The sequence below is a fragment of the Roseobacter sp. YIN89 genome (assembly GCF_057219365.1).
The window spans coordinates 1-26695 of sequence record NZ_JBXVVD010000006.1; the positions used below are offsets into that span (position 1 = coordinate 1).

The 26695-nt window shown below is 56.6% G+C and carries 29 protein-coding genes and 1 tRNA gene; 13 read left to right on the forward strand and 17 right to left on the reverse strand.

The window, feature by feature from the left end:
- Positions 1–190: 190 nt before the first annotated feature.
- Positions 191–868, forward strand: coding sequence for a Pr6Pr family membrane protein (locus AC2D8V_RS19605; protein WP_484735297.1), 678 nt, complete (start codon positions 191–193; stop codon positions 866–868).
- A 141-nt stretch (positions 869–1009) separates the two neighbouring features.
- On the opposite strand, the gene AC2D8V_RS19610 is transcribed toward AC2D8V_RS19605, so the two are convergent.
- The 5 genes from AC2D8V_RS19610 to AC2D8V_RS19630 all read right to left on the reverse strand — a co-directional run bounded on the left by AC2D8V_RS19610 (position 1010) and on the right by AC2D8V_RS19630 (position 5622).
- A complete protein-coding gene (locus tag AC2D8V_RS19610; protein ID WP_484735298.1) occupies positions 1010–1363 on the reverse strand; it encodes a hypothetical protein in 354 nt (117 codons plus the stop codon).
- Between the two features lie 493 nt (positions 1364–1856).
- Positions 1857–1933, reverse strand: a tRNA-Arg gene (locus tag AC2D8V_RS19615).
- A 98-nt stretch (positions 1934–2031) separates the two neighbouring features.
- Positions 2032–3459, reverse strand: coding sequence for a sensor histidine kinase (locus AC2D8V_RS19620; RefSeq protein WP_484735299.1), 1428 nt, complete (start codon positions 3457–3459; stop codon positions 2032–2034).
- Positions 3460–3470: 11 nt separating this feature from the next.
- Complete coding sequence (locus tag AC2D8V_RS19625; RefSeq protein WP_484735300.1) at positions 3471–4889, reverse strand: dihydrolipoyl dehydrogenase family protein; 1419 nt, start codon at positions 4887–4889, stop codon at positions 3471–3473.
- Position 4890: 1 nt separating this feature from the next.
- Positions 4891–5622 carry a TVP38/TMEM64 family protein gene (locus AC2D8V_RS19630; protein WP_484735301.1) on the reverse strand — a complete coding sequence of 244 codons (732 nt, stop codon included), beginning with the start codon at positions 5620–5622 and terminating at the stop codon, positions 4891–4893.
- A 299-nt stretch (positions 5623–5921) separates the two neighbouring features.
- Between AC2D8V_RS19630 and rpmH the strand changes: the two genes are divergently transcribed.
- Genes rpmH through yidD form a run of 3 tightly spaced genes read left to right on the forward strand, consistent with a single transcriptional unit; the run spans position 5922 to position 6718 of the window.
- Complete coding sequence (gene rpmH, locus AC2D8V_RS19635) at positions 5922–6056, forward strand: 50S ribosomal protein L34 (RefSeq protein ID WP_037911188.1); 135 nt, start codon at positions 5922–5924, stop codon at positions 6054–6056.
- A gap of 27 nt (positions 6057–6083) precedes the next feature.
- On the forward strand, positions 6084–6491 hold the full coding sequence (gene rnpA, locus AC2D8V_RS19640; protein WP_484735353.1) for a ribonuclease P protein component: 408 nt from the start codon (positions 6084–6086) through the stop codon (positions 6489–6491).
- Entirely contained in the window at positions 6488–6718 is a 231-nt protein-coding gene (yidD, locus tag AC2D8V_RS19645; protein ID WP_484735302.1) for a membrane protein insertion efficiency factor YidD, read from the forward strand. The genes rnpA and yidD overlap by 4 nt, the downstream gene beginning before the upstream one ends.
- On the opposite strand, the gene AC2D8V_RS19650 is transcribed toward yidD, so the two are convergent.
- Positions 6715–7239, reverse strand: a complete 525-nt coding sequence (locus tag AC2D8V_RS19650) for a DUF3833 domain-containing protein (protein ID WP_484735303.1) — start codon at positions 7237–7239, stop codon at positions 6715–6717. The two genes, yidD and AC2D8V_RS19650, sit on opposite strands and share 4 nt — an antisense overlap.
- A gap of 99 nt (positions 7240–7338) precedes the next feature.
- Between AC2D8V_RS19650 and ttcA the strand changes: the two genes are divergently transcribed.
- The 9 genes from ttcA to AC2D8V_RS19695 all read left to right on the forward strand — a co-directional run bounded on the left by ttcA (position 7339) and on the right by AC2D8V_RS19695 (position 16116).
- Positions 7339–8163, forward strand: coding sequence for a tRNA 2-thiocytidine(32) synthetase TtcA (gene ttcA, locus AC2D8V_RS19655; RefSeq protein WP_484735304.1), 825 nt, complete (start codon positions 7339–7341; stop codon positions 8161–8163).
- A gap of 120 nt (positions 8164–8283) precedes the next feature.
- On the forward strand, positions 8284–9834 hold the full coding sequence (locus tag AC2D8V_RS19660; RefSeq protein WP_484735305.1) for a putative bifunctional diguanylate cyclase/phosphodiesterase: 1551 nt from the start codon (positions 8284–8286) through the stop codon (positions 9832–9834).
- A 151-nt stretch (positions 9835–9985) separates the two neighbouring features.
- Entirely contained in the window at positions 9986–11806 is a 1821-nt protein-coding gene (yidC, locus tag AC2D8V_RS19665) for a membrane protein insertase YidC (protein WP_484735306.1), read from the forward strand.
- Positions 11803–12546: an MOSC domain-containing protein gene (locus AC2D8V_RS19670; RefSeq protein ID WP_484735307.1), complete on the forward strand. Its 744-nt coding sequence runs from the start codon at positions 11803–11805 to the stop codon at positions 12544–12546. The genes yidC and AC2D8V_RS19670 overlap by 4 nt, the downstream gene beginning before the upstream one ends.
- Positions 12543–13196 carry a ribosome biogenesis GTP-binding protein YihA/YsxC gene (gene yihA / locus AC2D8V_RS19675; protein WP_484735308.1) on the forward strand — a complete coding sequence of 218 codons (654 nt, stop codon included), beginning with the start codon at positions 12543–12545 and terminating at the stop codon, positions 13194–13196. Before AC2D8V_RS19670 ends, yihA begins: the two co-directional genes overlap by 4 nt.
- A gap of 56 nt (positions 13197–13252) precedes the next feature.
- Positions 13253–14116, forward strand: coding sequence for an acetylglutamate kinase (gene argB / locus AC2D8V_RS19680; protein WP_484735309.1), 864 nt, complete (start codon positions 13253–13255; stop codon positions 14114–14116).
- 56 nt (positions 14117–14172) lie between these two features.
- Entirely contained in the window at positions 14173–14967 is a 795-nt protein-coding gene (locus AC2D8V_RS19685; RefSeq protein WP_484735310.1) for a sterol desaturase family protein, read from the forward strand.
- On the forward strand, positions 14964–15617 hold the full coding sequence (locus AC2D8V_RS19690) for a ferredoxin (protein ID WP_484735311.1): 654 nt from the start codon (positions 14964–14966) through the stop codon (positions 15615–15617). Before AC2D8V_RS19685 ends, AC2D8V_RS19690 begins: the two co-directional genes overlap by 4 nt.
- A gap of 4 nt (positions 15618–15621) precedes the next feature.
- The gene (locus AC2D8V_RS19695; RefSeq protein WP_484735312.1) at positions 15622–16116 is read left to right on the forward strand and encodes a SixA phosphatase family protein; all 495 of its coding nucleotides are present in this window, start codon (positions 15622–15624) and stop codon (positions 16114–16116) included.
- Between the two features lie 3 nt (positions 16117–16119).
- On the opposite strand, the gene AC2D8V_RS19700 is transcribed toward AC2D8V_RS19695, so the two are convergent.
- The 11 genes from AC2D8V_RS19700 to AC2D8V_RS19750 all read right to left on the reverse strand — a co-directional run bounded on the left by AC2D8V_RS19700 (position 16120) and on the right by AC2D8V_RS19750 (position 26658).
- The gene (locus tag AC2D8V_RS19700; RefSeq protein WP_484735313.1) at positions 16120–16887 is read right to left on the reverse strand and encodes an amino acid ABC transporter ATP-binding protein; all 768 of its coding nucleotides are present in this window, start codon (positions 16885–16887) and stop codon (positions 16120–16122) included.
- A gap of 17 nt (positions 16888–16904) precedes the next feature.
- A complete protein-coding gene (locus AC2D8V_RS19705) occupies positions 16905–18203 on the reverse strand; it encodes an amino acid ABC transporter permease (RefSeq protein WP_484735314.1) in 1299 nt (432 codons plus the stop codon).
- A gap of 3 nt (positions 18204–18206) precedes the next feature.
- On the reverse strand, positions 18207–19421 hold the full coding sequence (locus AC2D8V_RS19710; RefSeq protein ID WP_484735315.1) for an amino acid ABC transporter permease: 1215 nt from the start codon (positions 19419–19421) through the stop codon (positions 18207–18209).
- Between the two features lie 137 nt (positions 19422–19558).
- Positions 19559–20575: an amino acid ABC transporter substrate-binding protein gene (locus tag AC2D8V_RS19715; RefSeq protein ID WP_484735316.1), complete on the reverse strand. Its 1017-nt coding sequence runs from the start codon at positions 20573–20575 to the stop codon at positions 19559–19561.
- Between the two features lie 191 nt (positions 20576–20766).
- Entirely contained in the window at positions 20767–21483 is a 717-nt protein-coding gene (locus AC2D8V_RS19720) for an ATP12 family chaperone protein (protein ID WP_484735317.1), read from the reverse strand.
- Entirely contained in the window at positions 21480–22163 is a 684-nt protein-coding gene (locus AC2D8V_RS19725) for an HAD-IA family hydrolase (protein ID WP_484735318.1), read from the reverse strand. The genes AC2D8V_RS19720 and AC2D8V_RS19725 overlap by 4 nt, the downstream gene beginning before the upstream one ends.
- Entirely contained in the window at positions 22163–23203 is a 1041-nt protein-coding gene (locus tag AC2D8V_RS19730; protein ID WP_484735319.1) for an RluA family pseudouridine synthase, read from the reverse strand. Before AC2D8V_RS19730 ends, AC2D8V_RS19725 begins: the two co-directional genes overlap by 1 nt.
- Positions 23200–23583, reverse strand: a complete 384-nt coding sequence (gene crcB / locus AC2D8V_RS19735; protein ID WP_484735320.1) for a fluoride efflux transporter CrcB — start codon at positions 23581–23583, stop codon at positions 23200–23202. The genes AC2D8V_RS19730 and crcB overlap by 4 nt, the downstream gene beginning before the upstream one ends.
- Before the next feature lie 31 nt (positions 23584–23614).
- The gene (locus AC2D8V_RS19740; protein ID WP_484735321.1) at positions 23615–24922 is read right to left on the reverse strand and encodes a replication-associated recombination protein A; all 1308 of its coding nucleotides are present in this window, start codon (positions 24920–24922) and stop codon (positions 23615–23617) included.
- 145 nt (positions 24923–25067) lie between these two features.
- Positions 25068–25487, reverse strand: a complete 420-nt coding sequence (rplQ, locus tag AC2D8V_RS19745) for a 50S ribosomal protein L17 (protein ID WP_484735322.1) — start codon at positions 25485–25487, stop codon at positions 25068–25070.
- 154 nt (positions 25488–25641) lie between these two features.
- Entirely contained in the window at positions 25642–26658 is a 1017-nt protein-coding gene (locus AC2D8V_RS19750; RefSeq protein ID WP_484735323.1) for a DNA-directed RNA polymerase subunit alpha, read from the reverse strand.
- Positions 26659–26695 lie beyond the last annotated feature (37 nt).

The following is a 26695-nucleotide window of genomic DNA, read 5'->3' on the forward strand; positions in this document are numbered from 1 at the left end:
TTTTTATCAGATACTGAACACCTGCTTTGTGAGGTGTTTTGCTTGATTTGTACCTTGGCGAACGGATGCTTACCGCTACAAAGCAGCCATCTGAGAAAAACGGTCGAATGACCGCATCGAGCCCAAAGCGGCAGCTGTTAGAAAGCTTGTTGGAAGACGTTCCCAGGAGTATTTTCGGCAATGATGTGCAATGTCATTAACAGAACGCAAGTCGATGATCCGAGGTCATATTCGAACAAACAGTTATAGTTTCGCAGCCCGGGCAACTGCCGCATTCATCATGGTGATCACGGCGGTAACCCTCGTGCTGCGGGTTACAATAAAGGCAAGTGAGACATCCAATCTCAGCGACGCCCTGTCATATCTTTCTCAGTTCTTCACAATACTCACCAATGTTCTTGTTCTCGTGTCTATGGTGGCGGTGACGTTGGGTGTCAGCGTTGCGCCGCGTTTTGTCATGGCCCTTACCACTGCGATCATCGGTGCGAGTTTGGTCTACTACGTTGTGCTGTCTGATTTGGTGGAGCTTTCTCGCCTCGGCCTGATCGCCGATCACGGAGTTCACGCGATCGTGCCGGCGCTTACTGTTTTGTGGTGGTTACTGTTTTCCCCGAAGGTACAGTTGAGTTTTTCGACGGCTCTTACATGGATCGCTTGGCCGCTCGCCTACTGCGCGTACATATTGCTCAGGGCCCATTGGTCCGGTTTTTACCCATACCCGTTTGTGGACCTGCCTGAAATTGGCCTCGCTGGTCTTATCAGGAATGTTCTGACCTTGGGTGCAGTATTCATCGCAATTGGGCTTTTCTTGAGTCTGCTCGCTTCGCTATTGTCAAATCTCACGAACAAACGGCCGACATCGGCGTGACGATAGCTTGGACTTTGTCGCTATTTAGAAATCTCGCCGAAACCCAATAAGCAGTGCGTTTGAACCCCCGTCTGGCTTGAGCGTATCGTAGCCGTTCGAACGATGGTGCAGACGTGCGAACAGGTTGGTACCGGGTTTGAGTTAGGCAAACTCGATTTCAAGGTAGTAATACAGAAGATCGCGGCGCGACGTGCCATCATAGTTTTTGCGCTCAAGATCTGAAATCTCAGAGTAGCGCGAATATCCAAAGCCCAAAGCGAAACTATCAAATGCGTCCCACCAACTGTTTTCCGGATGGTACCGAAGGGAGACGGGCACGACAATTTCGTAAAATCCCTGGTCGCCAAAATGCGCGTTCGCCTGAACCTCAATACCATATGAGAAACGGCTGTCGGCAATTTGTCGGTCGTATCCGATTATAAGACCAACGAGGTAATTATCGACAAAGCGGACACTAGCTGGGTTCAAAGCTTCGGCGGTCCGGTCATCGGTCATGACGCCTGTTTGCAGAGCCCAGGACCATGTGCCATCCCGGTCCGTGTCAGCTGCAGCGGTGCCAACAGAAATGAAGATAGGCCAGAAAAATCTGGTTAGCTTTGTCAGCACATCACCCCACAAGTCTTTTGTTTTCCTCTCGGTACGGTCTCGGGATACCTTGCACAACTACGATATCACGGCTGCGGCAATCCTGACTTCGCAGGCAGCGGTTTCATGTTAACGGCACGCCTGCAACTTGTGTCAACTTCACTTCTGCGAAGAATGTCAGTTTTGTCCGCACAGCGGGAGTAGGCCGATTTTCCGCCAGCGTCCGCTTTTGACGTTAGCAGTCGTTCAAATCCGAAGAAACCAATCCACAACACGATTAAGCGAAGAACAGCATTCCGTCAAATTCCTACTAATTCCAGAGCCACATGGGGGATATGCTGGGGGATTTAAAATTAGTGAATGTAATAAAATTAATATATTACAATAATTTACGTAGCGTCAGTGGCGGACCGAGGAGGATTCGAACCCCCGACCCCTTGATTCGTAGTCAAGTACTCTATCCAGCTGAGCTATCGGTCCACTGAGGGCGGGGTTTAGTGCTGTGGCGCAGGTTATGCAAGTCAAAATAGCACGGGTCGGGTCGGAAAAGCGCGCTTATCCGTTTACGCACCCGATGGTTACCCCACAGCGACAGTCTGGGTTGGCACGGTGCCGCCTGCCGCCAGGGTCCCGTCGCCCTTTGGCAGACGGATGGAAAACTTCGTTCCCGCCGGACCCGTTTCGCTCAGCTCAAGCGTACCACCATGCCCGCGCACCAATTCAGCCGAAATGGCCAGCCCAAGGCCGGAGCCGCCTTTTCGCGCCCCTCCTTGAAATGGCGTAAACAAAAATTCCTGCGCCTTGGGCGGCAAACCGGGCCCGGTGTCAGAGACGTTGATCCACCATGCGTCATCATCCTCATCGGCCTGAATACAGATCTCGCCCGGCTTGTCATGCGCCATCAACGCCTGCCGGGCGTTCCGCAAAAGGTTGGATAAGACGCGATAGAGCTGTTCGGGATCCGCGCGCACTGTCATCGGAACCGGCACGTCGCAGCTAAAGCAGATGTCGTGATCGCCCACAGCAAGGCGCTCGCTCTCGACGACTTCCTCAATGAGGTCGTGGAGTAAAAGCATGGTCAATGTAGGGCTCGGTTCTTCTGCCTTGCCAAAAGCCAGCGTGCTTTCGCACAGATGCACAGCACGGGTAATAGACCCGACAAGCTTGGGCGCCATGCGTTTAACGGTCGGGTCCTCGCTCATTTCGATCCGGTCGGTAAACAGCTGGGCGGATGTCAGGATATTCCGCAAATCGTGGCTGATTTTGCTCACCGCGCTGCCAAGCTGTGCCAGCCGGTCTTTCTGGCGCAGCGCCTGCGTCAGGTCGGTTTCAAGCGTTTGCAGCGCTTCCTCTGCCTCGCGCAGTTCTGTCACACTGGCAGAAGGCTGGATGATCCGGCGGGCATCTTCAGGGGCTGCGGCATAGTTTTGCATCTGGCGCACGACCTCTTTGATCGGCTTTAACAGCAGTGCCCGCATGGCGAGAAACAGCAAGAACGCGGTAATGATGGAAATCACCGCAGACAGGATCAGAATCCGGATACCGTAGTCGATCATCGCCATACGCAGCGGCGCGGTGTCCATCGTGATCTCGATCAGCAGCCCAGCATCTCGCACTGGTGCGCCGATCACACGGATCAACTGATTTTCAGTGGAGACAAGACGCATCATCGCGTCGCGGATCAGCACAAGCGCGCTGTTGTCCCGCATGTCGAATGTGGCTTCTATCGGCTGCGGCATCGGCGAAGAGAGCATCAACTGCCGGACCTCGTCACGTCGCAACACGACGTTGAAAACACCTGCGTTCTCCAAAAGCTCCTGCTCAAGCTCGCTGTCGATCATATCGTCAGCCAGCAGAGCCAGCGACGCGATCTGGGCCCGTTCGAGCCGGTTCGTCATGTAGTCTTCGCGAAACCGAGCAATGGACGGTACAAATATCAGGACTTCCGCGATCATCACGAAGATGGTCGTCAGGATCAACAGCCGGCCTGAAAGCGAGTTAAACATAACTTAGGTTTTCACGGGATGAAGCGTTGAACAAGCCCAACGAGTTTTTTCACTGTCGGGTTTTCGAAAAGCCTAGGACTGAAATAGGCGCCGGCTGCACGCTTGTTGATCTCTCCGATGGTTGGATATGGCGCAACCATTGCAGCGATTTCGCTCATCTTCATCCTGTTGGCCAGTGCAAGCGCCCAAAGGTTGATCAACTCCCCGGCCTGATACCCGACAATAGAAGCACCGACCGGCCTCCCTTTCACCACCATCACCTTGATAAAGCCCTTGTCTTTGCGTTCGGCAATGGCGCGGTCATTGTGATTGAAGTGAAAGCGCACCACTTCCAGTTTGTCGCCATGCGCCTCTTTCGCCTGTGCCTCGGTGAGACCGACCTGTGCAAGTTCGGGATCGGTATAAGTCGCCCAAGGGATGTGCGCCGTCTTTGCCTTTGAGGGAAGCGCAAAAAGCATCGAACGGATGATCACACCCGCATGGTAACCCGCCACGTGAGTGAACTGCATCCCACCTGCCACGTCACCAATTGCGTACACACGCCGGTTCGTCGTGCGTAAACTGGCATCGGTTTCGATCCCCGTTTTTGTCGTGGCAATGCCGGCTTTGTCGAGGTCAAGCTTTTCGATGTTGCTTTTACGCCCGACCGCCATCAGCAAATGCGTGCCGTGAATACTGCGACCGTCTTTGGTGACGACCTCAATGGCGCCTGCCTTGCCCCTGACCTCGGCAGCTTGCGCGTTCTCTTGGATTACCACGCCTTCATCGCGCAAATGGTCCAAAACGACTGCAGCAAGTTCAGGGTCATCTTTGCCCAGCGCCCTGTCGCCTTCGATGACAGTGACCTTGCTGCCCAGTCGAATGTGCGCTTGCGCCATTTCCATACCAATTGGCCCACCGCCTACGATTAGCAGGTGCTCAGGCTTTTCCCGCAGATCGAACAAAGTCTCGTTGGTTTCGAAAGGTACCGTGTCCAACCCCGGAATTGCGGGGACAAGGGGCGATGAACCTGTCGCGATCACGATCCGGCGCGCCGAAATTACCGTGTTACCTGCTTGCACCTGGTTGGGTGAGACGAACCGGCCGAATTCGCGAATGACGTTCACGCCGAGCCCCTCGAAACGCTCTTGGCTGTCTACTGGGGCAATCTGCGCGATGACGCCCTTTACATGGTCTTTGGCGGCGGCGTAATCCGCATCGCCGGGCGCGTTAGCGATCCCGTATTTTTCTGCATGGCGCTGACCATAAGCCGCCTTGCCGCTGGCAATCAGCGCCTTGGAGGGCACACAGCCATAGTTGAGACAGTCACCCCCCATCTTATGGCCTTCAAGCAGGACGACATCCGCGCCCATCTGCGACGCGCCCGCCGCCACAGATAGCCCACCCGACCCTGCGCCGATGACGAGGATGTCCGTTTTTATGGAATTCATCTCAGAACTCTTTCTTACCGGTGATCGCCTTGACCGCCACGGGCATCAGGGACAACGCGCAAAGCGCGATGATGGGCAACAGGAACTTGGGTTCAAAGATAATGCCGAGGTTAGGTGTCTCTCCAAGCGCAAAAACTTCACCTAGTCCGGCACCCACCGACGAGTAAACGAGCGATCCGGGAATGATCCCCAGAAATGTGGAGATGACATATCGATAGAGCGGAACGGATAAGAACGCCGGTACGAGGTTCGCTACGAAAAATGGTACCGCAGGCACGAGCCGAATGAAAAAGAGCATTGACCACTGGTTCTCATCCAGACCCTTTTTGATTTTGCCGACCTTTCCCTCGGAGGCATCCATTTTCTCGCGTAGCCTGTCTCCAAGCCCGTGGCGCGCCGCCAGAAAAATCAGCGTGGCACCAATTGTGGCACCGGTCACACTCAGCAGAGAGCCACCAAATGTACCAAACAGAAACCCGCCTGTCAGGGTTGCGACCAACGCGCCGGGCAGTGAAAAAGCAACGATAACGACATAGCCCACGACGAACACAAGAACGGTGGCAGCAATATTGGCATCCCGAAAAGCGATGAGCGTCTCGCGATTGTCACGCAGCGCTTCAAAGCTGATGTAGTCTTTCAGCGTGAAAGCACCGATTGCCGCGACAACGAGGATCAGCGCCAGTGGCAACCGGCTCGCCCACGTCGGTTTGGGATTTTGCGTCATTTCGGTCATCAGTGTCGCCTTTCACAGCACGCGTTTCAATTCTTTAGTAAATGACGCCTTCGATCTGACGGCGATAGGGCGATCACGCGTGCTTGATCGTGCGTGACACCAAACTGGAGATTTGTGGGTCAACGCGCGACAAGTTGAAACATATCCCCGAATTCCGAAAGAAATGTTGCAAATACGCCGTTTTTACGTCGCGTGGGGTTTGACTTGCGTGTCGAGGGGCTTTAGAGCACAGTCCTCGAATATGACCCGGCACCGTGCGATTCCGCGCGCAAGCCGATGTTTAGATGGAGCACGGAGCGATGAAACGCACCTATCAACCTTCCAACCTCGTGCGCAAACGGCGCCACGGGTTCCGCGCGCGCATGGCCACCAAGGCAGGCCGCAAGATCATCAACGCACGTCGCGCGCAGGGCCGGAAGTCTCTCAGCGCCTGATCGCGCTTTTTCGGTTGCTATGACATGATGCCGCCGCACGCGTCCCCAGACGGTACAACCACCGACGGGAGAACGCCTGCGGCGGCTTCTTTGCGTTTGTCCGTGTTGCGCAAACGAAGCGATTTTCTGCGCGTGTCACGCGGACGACGGGTGGTCACACCCGGTTTTATTTTGCAGGCCCATCCGGCCCCCTCCCAGATTTCAGACCAGTTGCGGATAGGTTTCACCTGTTCGAAAAAGGTCGGCAAAGCCGTTGCACGCAATCGCGCAAAAAGGCGGCTGCGCGAAATCGCGCGGTTAATTCTGCCACAGCACGGTGTCCACGGCACCGATTACGTTCTGGTAGGGCGCAAAGACACAACGGGAACACTCCCTTTTACACAGCTACAAGCCGACCTGAAGCGCGCTGTCACCAAGTTGGCAAAGCGCGAATGAGCATCCTTGCACGGATTATGGCGCTGCCGGTGCACGCCTATCGCTTGTTGTTCAGCCCGTGGGTCGGGCACAACTGCAGATACCAGCCCACCTGTAGTGTCTACGCGCTCGAAGCACTCAAAGAACACGGCGGGCTCAAGGGAGGATGGTTGGCCACCAGGCGCATATGCCGGTGTCATCCTTGGGGCGGTGACGGTTATGACCCGGTGCCAGAACGGAAAGACTAACGCTTTTCAAACGTGATAATCACTTCGCCAATGTCCACACCAAATCGCTTCATATACGCTCGGTTCAGCACCCTAGTATCACTCAACTGCCACATCCAGTCATCAAAAGTGACCTGCAAAGTACCATCAGGCACCGGCAAATCGATCTTGTAGCGCCAGTTGAATGTGTCACCGCGCTCTTCTCCGGTGGCCACGCCAATTACCCCCGGCGCTGTGCCCTGCCACGTTTGAGGCCCGGTTTTCTGCAGCGTCCAGATGCGTTGCTCCGTCGTCATGTCTTCATAGATAAAATCTTCGACAAGCCGCAGCGTTTGCCCGTCCCATGACCCGTCTATTGTCACGTCAAATCGACGCCGGACAGTGCCGAAAACATCCTGAAATTGTCCCTGTGCCACGACGCGCCCATCGAAAAATTCTTCTAGGTTGAACTCGCTGTCCGAAAGCTTGGGATCATCCAGAGCCGGCTTGCCGACGCAGCCCGACAGTACACATACCAGCGCCAAGGCGAAAAAACGTAGCATCTTGCATCCTCCATTATGTTCTTTTTACGCGTAGCCAAGGCTTTTGGTTCATCGCCGCCGCCCGTATAGAGAAACAGATAAACTCTTCACGGTAGTCACATGCTCGATTCCTCGGACGATATTCATCCCCTGTTTAACGGAGCACCAAAAACGACAGAGTTCCGCAAATTGCGCAAACGCGTCGTGCGCGGCGTGCGCGAGGCGATTGAACAATACGGGATGATCGAGAAAGATGCCCGTTGGCTGGTTTGTCTCTCCGGTGGCAAGGACAGTTATACGCTACTCGCAATCCTTTACGAACTGAAATGGCGCGGCCTTTTGCCGGTCGATATTCTCGCCTGCAATCTCGATCAGGGCCAACCCGGCTTTCCGGCAACTGTGCTGCCGGCATTTCTGGAAAAAATGCAGGTGCCGCATCGGATCGAATATCAGGACACCTATTCAGTCGTGATGGATAAGATACCGCAGGGCCGCACGTTTTGCGCGCTGTGTTCGCGTCTGCGGCGCGGCCACCTATACCGGATCGCCCGCGAGGAAGGATGCTCGGCCGTGGTGCTGGGCCATCACCGCGACGATATTCTGGAAACGTTTTTTATGAACCTGTTCCATGGTGGACGGCTCGCAACAATGCCCCCAAAACTGGTCAATGAAGAAGGCGATCTGTTTGTCTACCGCCCGCTTGCTCATATCGCCGAAGAGGATTGCGAAAAATTTGCCAATGCAATGCATTACCCGATCATACCGTGCGATCTATGTGGCAGTCAGGACGGATTGCAGCGCCAGCAGGTCAAAGCGATCCTTGACGGGTGGGAAAAAAACAGCCCCGGGCGGCGTCAGGTGATGTTCCGTGCATTGATGAATGCGCGGCCCTCACATCTGCTGGACCCCAAGCTTTTTGATTTCCAAGACCTTAGCCGAAAGTAGCTCTAGTTTTAGAAAATTGCCGCGCGCTTAATCCTGCAGCATTAACCGCGAAAAAATACCCCAGAGCTAGATCAATGGTTGGTCTTTGTGATTTTGACTGGTCATTTCTGGGAATTCCTCATGCTGCCATGGATCCGCACGGCGTGCGCGCGCATAAATTCGAAGTTCGCATATGCAACCAATCACCCGGCGCTTTTGGGTAGCCTCCCGGCAATCTGCTTACTGCTGTACTGGACACTTGGCGAAACCGCGCTGATCGCCTGCGCGGTTGTGTTCCCCGTCATTGCCATGGTGATTGGCGGTCAGCGACCCAAGGTGCATGACAGCGCCATAAGCCGTGCCGCCACCGTCAGCTTGCTACAGCGCGACGCATTCAGGACGATCGCTTCGGACTATTTTGCGACCGCGCGCGAAAATGGGTTGCGCAGCGCCTGTTTCGTGTTGGAACTCGATGGCTTCGAGGAATTTCAAGAACGCCATGGACAAAGCGCATCTGACAAGGTGATCCGGACAACAGGCCAACGTCTGCTGGCGTGCATGCGGGATGATGATGCCGTGGCGCAGACGGCCGATGACAGGTTTTCGCTGTGCATCGCGCCGACCAAGAGGCTGGACCTCGAACTATGCTTGCAAGTGTGCGCGCGCGTTCAAGCTGCATTGGAAGAACCCGTTGCTATTGATGGCACATCGGTTTTCGTTTCTGCCTCAATCGGGTTTTGCCAGATTTCCAAAGTTGTGGATCAGGATGCAGCCGCGTGGACCCACGCTGCAGGTGTTGCGCTACGACACGCGCAGAGCAATGGCGCGAAATCGATACGCGCTTATTCCGAAGAGATGAGGCGCAAGTCGCAAACTCGCGCACAGGTGCGCGAAGAGGTCGGCACCGCGCTGGAAAACGGGCAAATCCAGCCGTGGTTCCAGCCGCAGATTTCAACCGACACCGGCCTTGTCACCGGGTTCGAAGCCTTGGCGCGATGGCACCACCCAGACCATGGCATGGTGCCGCCGGCGTCTTTCCTACCCGCAATTGAACAAGCCGGGATGCTTGAGCGTTTGGCCGAGATCATGATGTTCCACGCCTTTTCTGCCGTTAAGGCATGGGATGCGGCGGGGCTCGACATTCCGCAGGTCGGGGTAAACTTTGCCGGGCCGGAGTTGAACAATCCAAAACTCGTTGACAAGGTCAAATGGGAGCTTGATCGGTTTGAGCTTGCGCCAGAACGGCTTGCAGTGGAAATTTTGGAAACAGTGGTCGCCGGCGCACCCGAAGACACAACAACACGCAATATCAAAATGCTTGGCGAGATGGGCTGCCGGATTGATCTGGACGACTTTGGCACAGGGCAGGCTTCGATTGCGTCGATCAGACGCTTTGCCGTCAGCCGCATCAAAATTGACCGCTCGTTTGTGATCAAGGCGGATCGCGATCCCGAACAGCAGCGCATCATAAGCGCAATCCTGACAATGGCTGAAAGGCTGAACGTCGAGACGCTTGCCGAAGGCGTAGAGACAGTTGGCGAGCACGCACTGCTTGCTCAACTCGGGTGTTCGCATGTTCAGGGGTTTGGCATTGCCCGACCCATGCCATTCGACAAAACCATCGACTGGGTCCGCGCACATAATGCTAAGCTCGAAACGACGCCGAATATCCTCGGATCGCGATTTGGCTGAACGGCGCAAAGGCCCTGATCCTCGCATCTTCGCGCTTTCGCGCGCGACCAAGCGCTGCATACACGCCGAATTGGTTGGAATCTGCTTGACCTTTTGCCCCACACTCTGTTGAACCCTCGCTGATATTAACGACAACCGGGTGGCGGTCCATATGGACGATCAGAACAAGAACCTCATTCTTGCAACAGCACTCAGCTTTTTGGTGATCCTGATATGGTTCGTACTGTTTCCGCCGCCGGAACCTGAAACACCTTTGGGCGTCGAAACCACAAGTGACCTGACGGCTCCGGCCACAACGGAATCATTGCCATCGGTGACCGAAGAGGCCCCTGCAAGCGTGACCGCCAGCACCGATGCAGGCGAAGAGGCAATCGCGAACGCCCCGCGCGTTGACATCTCCACCGACCGCCTGCGCGGGTCAATCTCATTGCTCGGCGGACGTATCGACGATCTGGCGCTCAAGGATTACCGCGAAACGCAGGAAGACGGCGCAGAAATCGTCACAATGCTGTCCCCTGTCGGTACGGATGCACCTTATTACGCACTTTATGGCTGGGCCGCTGGTTCGGGCCTTAACCCTGCCGCAGTACCCGGCCCCAACACCGAGTGGACGCAAACAGGCGGAGATGTGCTAAGTGTGGACGCACCCGTGACGCTGACTTGGGACAATGGTGCGGGGCTTGTGTTTACGCGCCAGGTTGCCGTGGACGAAGACTACCTGTTCACGATCACGCAATCGGTCGCCAATACGTCCGACCAAGCGGTGAGCATGGCACCATACGGTATCCTTGCACGTCATGGCCAACCAGAGGACCTGAAAAACTTCTTCATCCTGCATGAAGGTGTCGTCGGGATGGCAGATGGCGAATTGGCCGAAATCGACTGGGACGATATGCCGGACTTCACCTTTCAAGAGCGCGAAGGCGCCCGCGCAGAGGTTATCCAAGTTCAGCAAAACGGCTGGATCGGGTTTACAGATCACTTCTGGATGTCGACGCTGATCCCCGCGCCTGGAAGTGCATTCAAATCGGTCGCCAAGTATGACGAGCGCCGCGACATCTATCAGACAGAGACGGTGCTGCCGGCACAAACGGTGGCACCCGGCACCAGCATTACCGCGACAACACAACTTTTTGCAGGCGCCAAAGAATGGGAAACCATCCGCAATTATCAAAGCGATGGTGTGGACCGGTTCATCGACAGCATCGACTGGGGTTGGTTCTTTTTCCTGACAAAACCGATTTTCTGGCTGCTTCACTACCTTAACGCCCTGATCGGCAACATGGGCTGGGCGATTATCGGTCTTACCCTGATCATCAAGGCGATCCTGCTGCCGCTGGCATACAAATCCTACGTATCCATGGCCAAGATGAAAGAGCTTCAGCCGCAAATGGAAAAGCTCAAGGAAGAAGCAGGCGAAGACCGCCAGAAGATGCAACAGGGCATGATGGAGCTATACAAACGGGAAAAAGTGAACCCCGCTGCCGGTTGTCTTCCCATCCTTCTGCAGATTCCGATCTTCTTCTCACTCTACAAGGTGATTTTTGTAACGATCGAACTGCGCCACGCGGCGTTCTTTGGGCCGTTTCAAGATCTCAGCGCGCCGGATCCAACATCCATCATGAACCTGTTTGGCCTGTTGCCATTCGACGGACCTGAACCGCAATCGATCATGGCGCTGATCTTTATTGGTATCTTGCCGCTTCTGCTGGGCATTTCCATGTGGCTGCAGCAAAAGCTGAACCCGGCACCAACCGATCCGACGCAACAAATGATTTTTGCGTGGATGCCATGGGTCTTTATGTTCATGCTGGGCGGCTTTGCCAGCGGCCTTGTGGTGTACTGGATTGCCAACAACACGATCACCTTTGCGCAGCAGTACGCGATCATGCGCAGCCAAGGGTATAAACCGGACGTGTTTGGAAACATCAAGACCAGCTTTACACGGAAATCCAAGTCGGAAACGGAATGACCCGCCTGACCGCGATTTTGCGTTACCCGCTGAAAAGTCACGGACGCGAAGCATTGGACAGCGTGGCGCTGCAAGCCGGCCAGTCAATTCCTTTCGACCGCCAGTGGGCCGTCGCTCACGAGGGTTCGCGCGCGACCGGTACGACATGGTCACCCTGTCAGCAATTTGTGCGCGTGGCAGGGGCGCCGCAGTTGGCTGCAATCACTTCAAAGCTTGATGAGGCTTCCAACACGCTCACCCTGCGACATCCTGCATGCCCGCCTCTGACCTTTAACCCCGATACCGAGGTAGATGCTTTTCTAAGATGGGTAAAACCATTGGTGCCGCAACATCGGGCACAGCCGGCGCGCGTTGTGCGTTTGGCGGGGCATAGAGGATTTACAGATAGCGCATTTCCGTCGGTGACCCTGTGCAATCTCGCATCACACCGCGCAGTCGAAGAAAAGGCGGGCCGAACACTGTCGACAGACCGCTGGCGCGGCAATTTCTGGTTTGACACCGGCACGGCATGGGAAGAATTTGACTGGATCGGGCGCGACATCGAAATTGGCGGGGCTAAACTGCGGGTAACCGAGCGCACTGAGCGCTGCATGACCACTGCCGCCAACCCCGAAACAGGTGAACGCGACGCTGATATTCTGGGTGTGCTGGAGCAACTGGGGCATCAGGATTTTTCTGTGCTGGCCGAAGTTGTATCGCCCGGCGTGGTCGCACCAGAGGACGAGGTCAGACTGCTGTGAGCACCCTACCATTCCCTATCGTGGACGATCCTGACCCGCAGACGCTCGAACGTGGACGGTTGTTGTTTGCAGGCGAAACAGAGTTCGTAAAGGGTGTCGTTGCCATGAGCGGTTTGCCGCCGGCGGACCGGATGGAGGTATGTTTTGCCGGACGCTCCAACGTGGGCAAGTCCAGCCTGATCAATGCGCTGACCGGGCGCAAGGGATTGGCACGCGCGTCGAATACGCCGGGGCGGACACAAGAGATCAACTATTTCACAGCTGGCGATACGCATTACCTCGTCGACCTGCCTGGGTATGGCTTTGCCAATGCGCCTGTGCCTGTGGTGGAAAAATGGCAGCGCCTGCTCAAGCAATATCTGTCCGGCAGACAGACTCTGCGAAGGGCATTTGTGCTGATTGACGCGCGTCACGGTGTGAAGACAGTTGACGAAGAAATCCTCAACCTTCTTGACGGGGCCGCCGTCACTTTTCAGGTCGTGCTGACCAAAGCCGACAAGGTCAAGGAAAACGAACGCGCCAAAATCTTGGATCAGGTGCGCGCAAAACTCTCCACGCATCCTGCGGCGTTTCCCGAACTGGTTGTAACCTCCAGTGAAAAAGGCTGGGGTATCCCGGCCTTGCGATCCATAATCGCGACACTGGAGTAACGCCCCTTGCGCCCGGGCAGGACGCACCGCATAACCTTGAAACCCTTAGGCTCAAGATGAAGACACAAGACATGAACCGCAACTGGATCGGCACCGCCAGCACCCTGAACAAGGCCCTGCCCTACTTGCAGCGGTATTCTGACGCCACTGTGGTCATCAAACTTGGCGGTCACGCCATGGGCAGTGACGAGGCGATGGACGAGTTCGCGCGCGATGTCGTGCTGATGCGGCAGGTCGGTGTGAACCCCGTCGTCGTTCACGGCGGTGGCCCCATGATTAACGCGATGCTGGACCGGTTGCAGATCAAATCAGAGTTCGTCAACGGCAAGCGGGTCACGGACGAGGCTACCATGGACGTCGTGGAAATGGTGCTCAGCGGTTTGGTGAACAAGCGGATTGTGCAGGCGATCAATGGTCAGGGCGGGCGCGCGATCGGGCTTTCAGGAAAAGACGCGCAGCTCATTACCTGCTCGCAGACAAATCCCGATCTGGGCTTTGTTGGCACGCCGGAAGAGGTAAACCCGCGGGTTTTGCGCGATCTGACGGAAAAGGAATATATCCCGGTCATTGCACCGCTTGGCACGGGGCGCGGCGGTGAGACTTTCAACATCAACGGCGATACTGCCGCCGGGGCTGTCGCAGCGGCGCTCAAGGCAGACCGGCTGCTGTTGCTCACGGACGTGGCAGGGGTGAAAAATGCGGCTGGCGATGTCGTAACAGAATTGAGCGCCACGCAAATCCGAGAGATGACAGCGGATGGCACGATCGCAGGCGGTATGATCCCCAAAACCGAAACCGCTCTGGCCGCCATCGACGGGGGCGTACGCGCAGCCGTAATCCTTGACGGACGGGCACCCAATGCCTGCCTGCTCGAATTATTTACGGAACACGGGGCAGGATCGATCATCCGCGCAGGTTAACGCAGATGTGTTACGCTACGGCTTGCTCTGGTGTGCTTGCCACCTAAATTAAGCCTATGGAAAACGAAGCTCTTATTCGTCTGGGTGTCTTTTTGGGCCTCTTTGCCGTTCTGGCAAGTCTTGAGGCATTTGCACCCAGACGCGTGCGGTCACAGCCCCGCAGAAGCCGCTGGGTGACGAACTGGGGGGTTACCCTGCTCAATACGGCAACCCTGCGCCTGATGGCCTTTGCGTTGCCTCTGCTGGCGGTAGGTGCCGCTCTGGACGCCGAAGCACAGGGATGGGGCCTTTTCAACCTGCTTGGGCTGCCCCTGTGGCTCGAAATCGTTGTGGTCGTCCTGATTTTCGATTTCGCAATCTGGTTGCAGCACCTGATTACCCACAAGATACCGATCCTGTGGCGGTTACACCGTGTACACCACGCAGACGTCGATATGGACGTGACAACGGCCATCCGCTTTCATCCGGTGGAAATTGCGCTGTCCATGCTTCTCAAGATAGGCCTGGTTTACCTGCTTGGGCCCGCCGCTGTTGCCGTCGTACTGTTCGAGATCATTCTTAACGGTACAGCGATGTTCAATCATTCGAACCTTGCCCTGCCCGGATGGCTTGACCGCCCTTTGCGCAAGGTGCTCGTCACCCCTGATATGCACCGCGTCCACCACTCGGTGCACAGACACGAACATGACAGCAACTACGGGTTTTCCCTGTCGGTCTGGGACCGCATCTTTGGCACATACATAGCACAGCCCCAAGCCGGCCACGACGACATGCAAGTCGGGCTGCAGTGGCAGGATGACCGACCCAGCAGGCTTGGCTGGTCCCTCGCACTGCCGTTCGCACGCAAGTGACCTCTTATGCTACCCTCGAAGCTGAAGCGCAGGCGCGCCACCTAACCATAGCGGGCGGATTTCACCCCAAAGAAGACGACAAGGTACCCGCAGGCTGCAGAACGCTGTTGCTGCTCAGCCCGCATGAGCCTGGCTTCTGGCAAGCCTTCACCGCCTCGCCTGAACGGCACGCGGACCAGCCGGATCCCATGGACAGGTGGTCTCGGCGTGTCATTACCGAACTGGGGCACGCCGTGAATGCCACTGCTCTGTTTCCTTTTGGCGGGCCACCCTATCTGCCGTTTTTCTCGTGGGCAACGCGCACCGGCCGTGTCCATGCCTCCCCTATCATGCTGCTGGTGCATGATACGGCAGGTATGTTTGTTTCGTTCCGCGGCGCGCTTGCGCTGTCAGAGCACATCGCTCTGCCCGATGCACCGCCCAGCCCCTGCCTGACCTGTGCGGATCAGCCATGCCGGTCGGCCTGCCCGGTAGGCGCGTTTGACGGTAACGGCTATGATGTACCAGCGTGCAAAAGCTTTCTTGGTACAGACGCCGGACAAGACTGCATGGGCAACGGCTGTCGTGCGCGACGTGTTTGTCCCGTGTCGCGCGCGTATCCCCGTCTGGCAGAGCAATCGGCATTTCATATGTCGGCATTCAAAGGGTAACACGATGCTTCGCCTGATCCTGATGCGCCATGCAAAATCCGACTGGTCCTATGCCGGTCTGGACGACCATGCCCGCCCGCTTAACAAACGCGGGCGCACCTCTGCTGCGGCTTTGGGCAACTGGTTGCGACATAACGAGTACATACCAGACCACGTCTTGTGCTCATCGGCAGAGCGCACAGGAGAGACGCTGCTAGGCCTTGGTCTCGAGCCTCAAACAGAAACACGCTTTATCCGCGGCCTATATCTGGCAACATCCGACGCGATGATGGAGATCTTGCAATCAGCGAACGGATCCTGCGTCATCATGCTCGGGCATAATCCGGGCATCTGCGATCTGGCACACAGGCTTGTGACGACAGCCCCCTCACATGACCGCTTTGAAGATTACCCTACGGGCGCGACGCTGGTGTGCGATTTCGATGCAGACAGCTGGAACGAAATCGGCTGGCACAGTGGCCAGCCGATCGATTTTGTCATTCCCAGAGAGTTGACGTAAGCGTCAGTGACCCAGAATCTGGCTCAGGAAGAGCTGTGTCCTCGGGCTTTGCGGATTGCTGAAGAACTCTTCGGGTTCATTCTGTTCAACGATTTGTCCGGCATCCATAAAGATGACGCGGTTCGCAACCTGACGGGCGAAGCCCATCTCGTGGGTCACGCAGAGCATCGTCATACCCTCTTCGGCCAGTTCGATCATGGTGTCGAGCACCTCTTTGATCATCTCAGGGTCAAGCGCCGAGGTCGGTTCGTCAAAGAGCATGATGCGTGGTTTCATGCAGAGCGAACGCGCGATGGCAACCCGCTGTTGCTGACCGCCAGAAAGCTGTCCCGGATACTTGTTCGCCTGATCGGGGATTTTTACCTTCTCAAGGAAATGCATCGCGGTTTCTTCGGCTTCCTTCTTGGGTGTCTTGCGTACCCAGATGGGTGCCAGCGTGCAGTTCTCAAGGATCGTCAAATGCGGAAAGAGATTGAAGTGCTGAAAGCACATGCCAACCTCTGACCGGATTTTGTCGATGTTCTTGAGGTCGGACGACAGCAACGTGCCGTCGACTTCGATCGTTCCCTGCTGGTGCTCTTCCAACGCATTGATGCATCGGATCAGCGTCGATTTACCCGAACCGGACGGACCACAGATAACGATCCGCTCGCCCCGGAAAACGGTCAGGTCGATGTCACGCAGCACGTGAAATGACCCGTACCACTTGTTCATCTTTGCGATTGTGATTGCGACCTCGTCAGAGACCTTCATTTGTGTAGCTTCAGCCATGTGTCAGGCCTCCTTGATTAGCGGTGGTCGGTCGCAAGGCGACGTTCGAGCCATTGTGAGTATTGCGAGATGCCGTAGCAGACGACAAAGAAGAGCAAGGCAGCAAAGCCGAGCAACTCCCAGTAAACGCCGTTCCACTCGGTCGAGGCGAGGATCGGACCACGGATCATACCAAGGATGTCGAACATCGAGATGACCGACACCAGCGTTGTATCCTTGAACAGACCCACAGCGATGTTGACGATACCCGGGATCGAGATCTTCAACGCCTGAGGCAAGATGATCAGGCGGGTCGCCTGCGCATAGTCGAGCCCTAGGCTGTCCGCCCCTTCGTACTGGCCTTTCGGCAGCGCGGCGAGGCCGCCCCGGATCACCTCAGCGATATAAGCCGCCGAGAACATCGTGATCATGATTACAACCCGCAGGAACAGGTCGACTGTCGATTCAGGCGGGAAGAAATAGGCCAGCATCACCGACGCCACGAAAAGCAGCGTGATCAGCGGCACCCCGCGGATGAATTCGATAAAGACGACACAGACCCCCTTAATCAACGGCATTGAGGACTGGCGCCCGAGCGCCAAGGCGATACCCAGAGGAACCGAAAGCGATACGCAAGTAACACCCAGCATCATGTTGAGCATGAAGCCGCCAAGATCCCGTGACGGTACCGGACCCAGCATCGCGTTCTCGTTGGCGCTCTCCGAAATCAGGAAGCCGCCAAGCCACCAAGCCACTACTGCCGCTGCGATGCCGCCAAAGAAACCTGCCGCAAAGCTTTTGGTCACAAGCCGCTGATAAACAAGTACGCCAATCGCTACACCGGCAAATGCGATCACCGGAACAAGGATGGTCCCGCCCCATATCAGGTAGTAAGCGATAAACGGATACACCGCAGTGAAGGCCAGCATCTTGCGAGGCAAGTCGAAGAACAACACAGGTGCAGCAGCAACGCCCAGCAAAACAAACGCCAGCGTTGGCCGCCAGTAGTACTCAGTTGGGTATTTAAACCCGAACAAAAGCTGGTTCCACCGCTCGGTCAGTACCGAGAAACAGGCGCCTGTCGCGCCGTCAAGAATTTCGCGGCATTCCGCAAGGCTCGACGTGCTCCAGATACCGTTGAGGATCCATGGCAGCGTACCAGCAAGGATCAGATAGATTACGTACAGGGCCGCCACGGTCAGCAAGGCATTTGCCGGCGTCGCGAACAGGTTGTCCTTGGCCCATTTTATCGGGCCGGCAGCGGACGACGGCGGCTCTTTTGGGGGGAGTTCTTCCGTGCGAACGAAGGCGACGGAGTGTGCATGAGTATCCGACATGGCTTAGCGCTCCTTCAGTTTCACAGAGTTGTTGTAAACATTCATCACGGCCGAGATGCTCAGCGAAATCGTGAGATAGAACAGCATCAGCAACAGCACGCATTCGATCGCGCGACCCGTCTGGTTCAGCGTGATCCCACCAAGCGTCGCGGTGATGTCCGCGTAGCCAACAGCAATGGCAAGCGACGAGTTCTTTGTGATGTTGAGGTACTGCGAAATCAACGGCGGAATGATCACGCGCAGCGCTTGCGGCAGGACAACGAGATTCATGATCCGGCCGGGGCGCAAACCAAGTGCACCAGCAGCTTCCGTCTGTCCCTTTGACACCGCCTGAATGCCCGCACGGACGTTCTCTGCGATGAAAGCGCCGGTATAGATCGAGAGTGCGAACCACAGCGCGATCAGGGGCGCGCCAATCTGAATGCCGCCCCGGAAGTTGAACCCGCCAAGTTCCGGCACATCAAGCCCGATAGGACGTCCCATGACAAAGAACATCACGATGGTCGGCAAAAACAGGATCGCCAGCGTGGGCCACCCCATGGGCAGCAGACGACCCGTGTCGTACAACAGTTTGGTTGCATAACGTCGATAGGCGACGGCACCGATGACAGAGGCCACAAAGGTAAGAACCACCACAATGGAACCTGGCCCCCAGACGGGTGCGGGAATGTAGACACCACGGTTGGTAAAGGCGAACAGGCCCAGCAGCATCGTCGCTTCGGGCTCATCCCCACGGAACGCCCGCGGCGCCGGCATCACAGCGGTCATGATCGTGAAAATGATAATGATCCAGATCAGCACCGGAATGTTGCGGAAGATTTCCACGTAAAAGGCCATCAGCTTTGACACCAGCCAGTTGTTCGACAAGCGCAAAACACCGGCGATAACCCCAAAGAACGTCGCCGTCACACAGGCAAGGAAGGCAACCAGCAAGGTGTTAAGGACGCCGACAATTGCGGCGCGTGCATGAGATGACTGGCTGTCGTATTCGATCAGCGTCTGATTGATGTCATACCCAGCGGGATCCCCGAGGAAATCATATGCGATGTTCAGACCCGCGGCGCGCAAGTTCTGAAGCAGGTTGTTGCCCAGATACATGATCGACAAGGCGAGCAGGATCGCGGCAATCGCCTGAAAGGTCATCGACCGGTAGCGGGTATCGTTCAGCAGCATGGATAGCCGGAACGTCTCCCGTGGTGGGTCCGTTATCGTTGTCATGGATTGTTCCCCGTGTTCCGGCCTGTTGGTTTTCTCCGGGCGCTTGCTGCGCCTCTGTTGGCCGGGTTTTTTGCTGGTGTGCGTGTTTTATGAAGAAAGGGCGCAGGAGTTACCCTGCGCCCTTCCCTCTAAGCTTCTTAGCGGAACGGAGGCGAGTAGATCAGGCCGCCGTCTGTCCACTGGGCGTTGAGCCCGCGGGACAGCGCGATCGGTGTTTCTTCACCGATGTTCTTGGCGAAGATCTCGCCGTAGTTACCTTGGCTTGCGATCGCACGCATCGCCCAGTCAGCGTCGAGGCCGAGCATCTCGCCCAGTGTGCCCTCGGTACCCAGCAGACGCTTGACCTCTGGGTTGTTGGACCCGGTGGACATTTCGGACACGTTTGCAGATGTCACGCCCAGTTCTTCGGCTGTGATCAATGCGTTCAGAGTCCAGCGTACCACGTCACCCCATTCATCGTCGCCGTGGCGTACGAGTGGGCCCAGAGGCTCTTTGGAGATGATTTCTGGCAGCAGAACGTGGTCGCCTGGTGCTTCGAACGTTGCACGTGTCGCGGCCAGACCGGACGCGTCAGTTGTGTAAACGTCACATGCGCCAGCAAGATACTGCTGCTGCGCTTCAGCGTTTGTTTCGATTGGCACGGGCTCGTAGTTGATGTTGTTCGCGCGGAAGAAGTCCGCGAGGTTCAACTCTGTTGTTGTACCTGTCTGGATGCAGACAGTCGCGCCGTCGAGGTCTTTCGCGGAGGAAACGCCTAGCCCTTTTGGCACCATGAAGCCCTGACCGTCGTAGTAGTTCACACCAACAAATGTGAACTTGAGGTCAACGTCGCGGGAGAACGTCCATGTAGTGTTACGTGCCAGCATGTCGATTTCACCGGATGCCAGCGCCGTAAAGCGTGTCTTACCGGTGGTCGGTACAAATTCGACCGCCGATGGATCGTTCAGAACCGCTGCGGCGACCGCGCGGCAGACCGACACGTCAAAGCCGTTCCATTCGCCGTTTGCATCTGGCGCAGCAAAACCGACAAGACCAGTGGTCACACCACAGTTCAGCTTGCCGCGTGCTTTGATATCATCCAGCGTACCGGCTGCCGCTGCGCCAGCCGCCAAGCCAGCAACTGTCAGCGCGCCGAGAAATACTGATTTTTTCATTTTTTACCTCTTCCTGATTGTCCACCCCGTCCTCGGGGCGGTTGGACCGGATTTTTCCGGTACTCATGAGGGGGGCGTTGTGCTCCCCAAGTGGGGCACATACTGTTAAGAAAAGCGCTCCAAGGTCAAGAGGATCAATACTGTTTCATCCTCGCCAAACCGGATGAATCGATCAAAATCTGTGCAGGCGCCTATTTTAAAACCGTAGACAGATCAAATACCTGCTTTGCATGAATAAATGCGGCACGCTTCACTTTTGCGGCGGCTTCGGCCTCTTCATCCTTGCCCCACTCTTCAGCCTGCCAGATTTCATCCAAACGCGAAATTTCCCACAAGGCCTCTGTCTGCTTTGCATTTCTGGCCGCGCAAAGTGCGAGAATCAGTGAACCGGACAGGCTGACGAGGTCGTGAAACCCCGCCATCTGGAAGTTGTTGAGCGCGTGCACTTCCTGCGATAGACGCGCCAGAGCGCTTTGGTCTTGCGGCACATGCATCACACCGTTGCGCGGCTCCAGCCGCGCTCCGTAGGTCTCTTCCGCCCATGCCAACAAAGGGTCCCATTGGTCCCGCTGCCGCGATACCAGAGCCTCCGGGTGGGTCGCCCGGTAACACAAAAGATCGCTGTCCCCATAGGCTGCAAGCATGTCTGCAACCTCTGCATGCTGTACCGCAACCTTGTCGAGCGCGGCATTGGCGCTGCGTGTGAATGGCATGCTCAGAGGATTGATACGCTCTTGCTGTTGATCCCACTCTTGCGCGATGGCATCAGCAAAGGCCTGCGTTGGCACCCGCAGCGCCCGCTTTGCCGGCGTTTTGACCGGGCGCGCATCAAGAAGAATGCCAAAGCCATCCTCTTGCTCATCAACACACACCTCTTTCCAGAACCGTTTAGCCTGCCATTCGCTCATGTTTCGATACTCCAATGTGTCGACAACAACGGCAGGAGGGCGGCGAAGCTGTCGATGATCTGACCTGCTGCGTACAACGCGTTGACCGGATGGTATCCCCAATTCACGCCGATCCCGTGTACGCCCGCAGCCTTTGCCATCTCCATGTCGAACGAGGTGTCCCCGACCATAACCGTGTCGGCAGGCTCTGTGCCCGCTTCGCGCATCGCTTCCAAAATCATGGACGGATGCGGCTTTGACGGATGGAAATCAGCCACTTGCCGGGTGACAAAAAACGGCTCTAGCGCGTGTGCCTCTATCAGCTTGTCCAGACCCCGTTTCGATTTGCCTGTTGCCACGCCGATCAGAATATCCGGTACGGCTTGCAGTGCGTGCAGCGTTTCCAACGCACCGGGGTAAAGCGGGCTGGACTGGGCAGCACCGGTCCGGGCACGCATGGCCACATAGGCGTCCTTGTAGCCTTCGACCAACCTTTTGAGCACAGCACTATCTGCCTGCGGTGCCAGACGCGCGATGGCCACATCCAATGACAAACCCACAATTCCCAATATTGCGTCACGCGACGGTGGCGCCAGACTTTCCGCCGCAAAAGCCGAGGTCATCGCCGCGAGAATATCACCTTGGCTATCGACCAAAGTGCCATCGACATCAAAAATAACCAGCCGCAGCCTGTCGCTCATCAAAGGGCCTCGAACGGGTCTTCAGCGGCAAGGTCTTCGGTCCACCCGAAGGTCTCCCAGCTTTGCGCCATATGCTCTGGCATGTCCGCTGTCACAGTGATCTCTTTACGCGTCTCTGGGTGTTCGAAACGCATCATCCGCGCATGCAGATGCAGCTTTTTCGAGATAATGCCGCCAAGCTGAGCGCCCCAACCATCACCGAGGTTTTCCTGCCCCGAGCCCCCGTATTTGCCATCACCGATAATCGGATGGCCAATCTCTGCCATATGCGCGCGCAACTGGTGCGTGCGTCCGGTAATCGGCTCCATGGCAACCCATGCGGCGCGTGCGCCAACGCGGTAGAGCGTAGCATAGAGCGTATGCGCGCGTTTGGCCCCTACCGTATCGTTCATGTCTCTCGGGTGCACGGCAATCATCTTTTCGCCCTCGCCACCGCGCCCGCGTCCTGCCGCCTTGACCAGACCAAAGCGGATTTCACCGAGGTAGGGAGTGGGCACACCGGCCACAAGCGCCCAATAAATCTTGCGGGTTTCCTTGTGCCGCATCGACGCGGTCAGCGCCTTGGCTGCCTGCCGGGTGCGCGCCAACAACAAAACCCCAGAGGTGTCCTTATCCAGCCTGTGTACCAGCCGAGGCTTGTCCTCCGCATCAAAACGCAGTGCTTCGGCCAACCCGTCAACGTGGCGTGTCTGACCAGAACCACCCTGCGTCGGTAGGCCTGCAGGTTTGTTAATCGCGATCACGTGGTCATCTTTGTAGATTACACAATCACGGATCATTTTAGCGTCCGCTGACGATACACGCACCGCCGTCCGCGGCGCCGGCGCTGCGGCATCGGGAAGCGGCGGTATCCTTACCTCTTGTCCGGCCTCAACCCGCGTCGATCCCTTGACCCGACCGCCATCTACGCGGATTTCGCCTTTTCTGCACATTTTCTCAATCCGGCCCTGAGGGATGTGCGGAAAATGCTGTCGAAACCATCGGTCAAGCCGCTGGTCCGCATCGTCAACTTTGACAGTCACTGTCTGAACTCGGCTCATGCCAGAACCCCGCGCATTAGCCAAAGGCCGGCCATCAGCCCCGCGATCGATAATCCCACTGACAGGCAAACATAAAGCGCGGCCTGCCCTACGGCACCACGCTCCATCAGGGTCACAGTCTCAAGCGAAAACGCAGAAAACGTCGTAAAACCGCCCAGCAAACCTGTCATCACAAACGGGTTGTAATGCGTCAGCCCTCGCTGTGCGGCCAGAACCACAAAAACACCCATTAAAAACGACCCCAAGACATTGGCAGACAAGATCGCCACTGGGAACGAAACAGGCGCACCGAAAAACCGGTAGAGTCCAACCCCCCACAAAAAGCGCAGGCCGGCGCCCAAGGCCCCCCCGGAGGCTACAATGATCAACGTCTTTATCATGTTCGGTCCTTTTCGCACGGCGCCGGAATTGTCAAGATTCGCGCTTGGCCCGCAGCCGCGCGAAATAGTCCAGCCGTTTGCGCAAATCGCGCTCAAAACCCCGTTCCACAGGCTGGTAGAGTTCGGGTCGCGTCATATCCTCTGGAAAATAATTCTGACCGGAAAAGCCGTCTTCGGCATCATGGTCATAGGCATATCCATCGCCATAACCCTGATCTTTCATCATCGCAGTAGGCGCGTTCAGAATATGCTTCGGTGGCGGCGACGATCCGGTTTTTTTGGCGGCACGCCGCGCGCCCTTGTAGGCCGCGTAGCCCGCGTTTGATTTGGGAGCCAATGCCAAATAGACGACAGCTTGCGCCAGCGCCAACTCTCCTTCCGGGCTCCCCAGTCGCTCAAACGTTTGCCAACTCTGCAAGCACACCGCCTGCGCCTGCGGATCAGCCAGACCGATATCTTCTACGGCCATCCGGGTCAGTCGCCGCGCCAGATAGCGTGGGTCTTCTCCACCTTCGAGCATCCGCGCAAACCAGTAGAGTGCAGCATCCGGATCAGAGCCGCGCACCGATTTGTGCAGTGCAGAAATCAGGTTGTAATGCGCATCCCCCGATTTGTCGTATTGGGCCGCGCGTTTCATCAATCGCGCGCCCAGGCCAGCCGCATCCAGCGGTGCATCAAGCTGCCATGCGGCAATCTGTTCTATCAGATTAAGCAAGGCACGCCCGTCGCCATCAGCCATCTCCAACAAGGCCGCGCGCCCCCCGGTGTCCAAAGGCAGAGACAAACCCAGTTCCGCCTCGGCACGCTGCGCAAGGAGCTCCAGTTCATCAGCGTCCAACCGCGTCAGTACCAGAACCTGCGCCCGGCTGAGCACGGCGGCATTCAGCTCGAAAGAGGGATTTTCCGTCGTAGCACCTACAAGCAGGATGGTGCCATCCTCCATATGCGGCAAAAACCCGTCCTGCTGCGCCTTGTTGAAACGGTGTATCTCGTCCACGAACAGCAGGGTTCCCTGCCCGTTCTGACGCCTGATCTTGGCCGCATCAAAAGTCTTGCGCAGTTCCGGGACACCCGAAAAAATCGCGCTGATCTGAACAAAATGCAGATCTGTTTCATGCGCCAGCAGCCGTGCGATGGTCGTCTTGCCCACACCCGGCGGCCCCCAGAAGACAAGCGAAGACAGCGCGCCGGATTTCAACATCACGCTCAATGGCGCTTGCGGACCCAGAACTCCTTGCTGCCCGATCACATCCGCCAGATGCGTTGGCCGCAATCTGTCTGCAAGAGGACGATGAGCCTCGGGCACTGGCGCGGCTTGCTCTGCAAATAAATCGCTCATTTCTTTCCCATCTTGAAACCTGACCTGCGCCTGTGGATCGGAAGGAAGCGCCAGTTTCATTGACTTCAAAATATCCCCGCCGGAGGCATAAAAAAAGGCCCCTGCCTCAAACAGAGACAGGGGCCCGCCATCCGAATGCGGATGTTTATTCTTCGGCAGCTTCCTCAGCGGCAAGGCGCGCCTTGTCTCCAGCGCCCTTGGCGTCACGATCACGATCAACAAATTCGATGATCGCCATTGGTGCCATATCGCCATAGCGGAAGCCCGCCTTCAAAACGCGTACGTACCCGCCTTGGCGGTCTTTATAGCGAGGGCCCAGAACATCAAACAGTTTGTTGACATACTGGTCCTGCTTCAGCTTTGCCGCCGCCTGACGGCGAGCGTGCAAATCTCCGCGCTTTGCCAGTGTGATCATCTTTTCGATGATCGGGCGCAGTTCTTTCGCCTTTGGCAGGGTTGTCTTGATTTGCTCATGTTCAATGAGCGAGCCGGCCATGTTCGCCCAGAGTGCCTTGCGGTGCTCATGTGTGCGGTTCAGGCGGCGGTATCCACGTGCGTGACGCATAATTTATCTCCTTTAGTGCCCTCTACGGGCGGTTTTGCTTTGTCTGTCCGGGTGATGCGTGTCACCCGGCTCTCCTTGGGGCGCGCTGGCCCATTTCGTCCCCGCAACTGCGGGCATTTTGGGCGGCGAGCGCCGCCCGACAAAGACGCCGACCTTAGAAAGCGTCTTCGAATTTCTTTGCCAGATCTTCGATGTTGTCCGGTGGCCAGTCTTCGACATCCATGCCGAGGTGCAGACCCATGCCGGAAAGCACTTCCTTGATCTCGTTCAACGACTTGCGGCCAAAGTTCGGCGTGCGCAGCATTTCTGCCTCGGTTTTCTGGATCAGATCGCCGATGTACACGATGTTGTCGTTCTTCAGGCAGTTCGCGGAACGTACAGAAAGCTCCAACTCGTCTACCTTCTTCAACAGCAGCGGGTTGAATTCCAGCCCATCGTCCTCATCCGCGCGGGATGCCGACTCAGGCTCGTCAAAGTTCACAAAGATGCCCAACTGATCCTGCAGGATGCGCGCTGCGAATGCCACCGCATCATCCGGCGTGATGGAACCGTCAGTTTCCACCTTCATGGTCAGCTTGTCATAATCCAGCACCTGGCCTTCACGGGTCGGCTGAACATCGTAGCTCACCTTTTTCACTGGCGAATAGATCGCATCGATCGGAATAAGGCCGATCGGCGCATCTTCCGGCTTGTTCTTCTCCGCAGAGACGTACCCTTTGCCCTGATTAACCGTAAGCTCCATGTAGACGTCCGCACCGTCGTCGAGGTGGCACACCACATGATCGCGGTTCAGGATTTCGATACCCGCGGATTCAGAAATGTCACCGGCTGTGACAACACCCGGACCCTTGGCCGAAATCGACAGGCGCTTTGGCCCTTCGACTTCCATGCGCAGGCTGACGCCTTTGAGGTTGAGGATGATGTCAGTAACATCTTCGCGCACACCTGCGACAGACGAAAACTCGTGCAACACGTTGTCGATCTGCACAGATGTGATCGCCGCACCTTGCAGTGAGCTCATAAGCACACGGCGCAGCGCGTTACCCATTGTCAGACCAAAGCCGCGCTCAAGCGGTTCAGCCGTGACCGTCGCCTGACGCGCGGGGTCATTGCCGGGTTTGACGTCCAGTTGCTGGGGCTTGATCAATTCGGCCCAATTCTTGTGGATCATGCGTCCCTCCATTCTTGTCTAAGCTCCATGTCCTAAA

Excerpts from the sequence above, each read along its gene's own strand:
- rplQ (WP_484735322.1), bottom strand. The coding sequence starts at position 25,487 with ATGCGTCACGCACGTGGATACCGCCGCCTGAACCGCACACATGAGCAC.
- AC2D8V_RS19610 (WP_484735298.1), bottom strand. The coding sequence starts at position 1,363 with ATGACCGATGACCGGACCGCCGAAGCTTTGAACCCAGCTAGTGTCCGC.
- AC2D8V_RS19750 (WP_484735323.1), bottom strand. The coding sequence starts at position 26,658 with ATGATCCACAAGAATTGGGCCGAATTGATCAAGCCCCAGCAACTGGAC.
- AC2D8V_RS19650 (WP_484735303.1), bottom strand. The coding sequence starts at position 7,239 with ATGCTACGTTTTTTCGCCTTGGCGCTGGTATGTGTACTGTCGGGCTGC.
- AC2D8V_RS19705 (WP_484735314.1), bottom strand. The coding sequence starts at position 18,203 with ATGTCGGATACTCATGCACACTCCGTCGCCTTCGTTCGCACGGAAGAA.
- AC2D8V_RS19720 (WP_484735317.1), bottom strand. The coding sequence starts at position 21,483 with ATGAGCGAATGGCAGGCTAAACGGTTCTGGAAAGAGGTGTGTGTTGAT.
- AC2D8V_RS19710 (WP_484735315.1), bottom strand. The coding sequence starts at position 19,421 with ATGACAACGATAACGGACCCACCACGGGAGACGTTCCGGCTATCCATG.
- AC2D8V_RS19670 (WP_484735307.1), top strand. The coding sequence starts at position 11,803 with ATGACCCGCCTGACCGCGATTTTGCGTTACCCGCTGAAAAGTCACGGA.
- AC2D8V_RS19740 (WP_484735321.1), bottom strand. The coding sequence starts at position 24,922 with ATGAGCGATTTATTTGCAGAGCAAGCCGCGCCAGTGCCCGAGGCTCAT.
- AC2D8V_RS19620 (WP_484735299.1), bottom strand. The coding sequence starts at position 3,459 with ATGTTTAACTCGCTTTCAGGCCGGCTGTTGATCCTGACGACCATCTTC.
- AC2D8V_RS19605 (WP_484735297.1), top strand. The coding sequence starts at position 191 with ATGTCATTAACAGAACGCAAGTCGATGATCCGAGGTCATATTCGAACA.
- rpmH (WP_037911188.1), top strand. The coding sequence starts at position 5,922 with ATGAAACGCACCTATCAACCTTCCAACCTCGTGCGCAAACGGCGCCAC.
- ttcA (WP_484735304.1), top strand. The coding sequence starts at position 7,339 with ATGCTCGATTCCTCGGACGATATTCATCCCCTGTTTAACGGAGCACCA.
- AC2D8V_RS19695 (WP_484735312.1), top strand. The coding sequence starts at position 15,622 with ATGCTTCGCCTGATCCTGATGCGCCATGCAAAATCCGACTGGTCCTAT.
- AC2D8V_RS19630 (WP_484735301.1), bottom strand. The coding sequence starts at position 5,622 with ATGACCGAAATGACGCAAAATCCCAAACCGACGTGGGCGAGCCGGTTG.
- AC2D8V_RS19700 (WP_484735313.1), bottom strand. The coding sequence starts at position 16,887 with ATGGCTGAAGCTACACAAATGAAGGTCTCTGACGAGGTCGCAATCACA.
- AC2D8V_RS19685 (WP_484735310.1), top strand. The coding sequence starts at position 14,173 with ATGGAAAACGAAGCTCTTATTCGTCTGGGTGTCTTTTTGGGCCTCTTT.
- AC2D8V_RS19730 (WP_484735319.1), bottom strand. The coding sequence starts at position 23,203 with ATGAGCCGAGTTCAGACAGTGACTGTCAAAGTTGACGATGCGGACCAG.
- rnpA (WP_484735353.1), top strand. The coding sequence starts at position 6,084 with ATGCCGCCGCACGCGTCCCCAGACGGTACAACCACCGACGGGAGAACG.
- AC2D8V_RS19725 (WP_484735318.1), bottom strand. The coding sequence starts at position 22,163 with ATGAGCGACAGGCTGCGGCTGGTTATTTTTGATGTCGATGGCACTTTG.
- AC2D8V_RS19660 (WP_484735305.1), top strand. The coding sequence starts at position 8,284 with ATGCTGCCATGGATCCGCACGGCGTGCGCGCGCATAAATTCGAAGTTC.
- AC2D8V_RS19715 (WP_484735316.1), bottom strand. The coding sequence starts at position 20,575 with ATGAAAAAATCAGTATTTCTCGGCGCGCTGACAGTTGCTGGCTTGGCG.
- yidC (WP_484735306.1), top strand. The coding sequence starts at position 9,986 with ATGGACGATCAGAACAAGAACCTCATTCTTGCAACAGCACTCAGCTTT.
- crcB (WP_484735320.1), bottom strand. The coding sequence starts at position 23,583 with ATGATAAAGACGTTGATCATTGTAGCCTCCGGGGGGGCCTTGGGCGCC.
- AC2D8V_RS19625 (WP_484735300.1), bottom strand. The coding sequence starts at position 4,889 with ATGAATTCCATAAAAACGGACATCCTCGTCATCGGCGCAGGGTCGGGT.
- argB (WP_484735309.1), top strand. The coding sequence starts at position 13,253 with ATGAAGACACAAGACATGAACCGCAACTGGATCGGCACCGCCAGCACC.
- yidD (WP_484735302.1), top strand. The coding sequence starts at position 6,488 with ATGAGCATCCTTGCACGGATTATGGCGCTGCCGGTGCACGCCTATCGC.